The sequence below is a fragment of the Silvania confinis genome (assembly GCF_025564085.1).
GTDB lineage: Bacteria > Pseudomonadota > Gammaproteobacteria > Enterobacterales > Enterobacteriaceae > Enterobacter > Enterobacter confinis.
In genome coordinates, this window is sequence record NZ_JAMGZJ010000036.1 from 1 (window position 1) to 452 (window position 452).

General features: G+C 49.6%; 1 protein-coding gene. It reads right to left on the bottom strand.

What is annotated here, in order from left to right; all coding sequences use genetic code 11:
- On the bottom strand, positions 1 to 431 hold a 431-nt coding region (locus M8013_RS00160), incomplete at its 3' end, for a caspase family protein (RefSeq protein WP_271265825.1).
- Positions 432 to 452: the final 21 nt, after the last annotated feature.

The window sequence follows — 452 nt, forward strand, 5'->3', positions numbered from 1 at the left end:
GTAAAAACACCAGAGCCGCCGCCCGGAGCTTCCATGGCATATTGCTCTGCTGTTGATGCAGTGAGGATTGTTGTTCCTTCTTTTATTTCAGCAAATCCGGCCAGATTCGAGGTGTCTCCTGCAATACCACTATGGCAGCTGTCCAGAATAATGACTTTATTCTTTGCCCTAGAGTTGTTGGCTAGAGTCATAACTTCCGACAAAGCAAGTCCATCATCGCCCGTTCTGCAATCTCCTGCGCAAAGGAAGCCGCCGGTATCCTCAATGTATCCATGCCCGGCAAAATAGAACAGCGCAATATCTGCATCGCCGCTAAAAAGCTCTCGTACAGCATCTTTGAGGAAATGCTTTTCAACAATGTCGGCTGGACCTGTTCCAGTTATCACTCGGGGAGTTGCAAAATTGACAGTCCCATCGGCGTGTCGCTCCAAAACCGCCTTGACAGAGTGGGC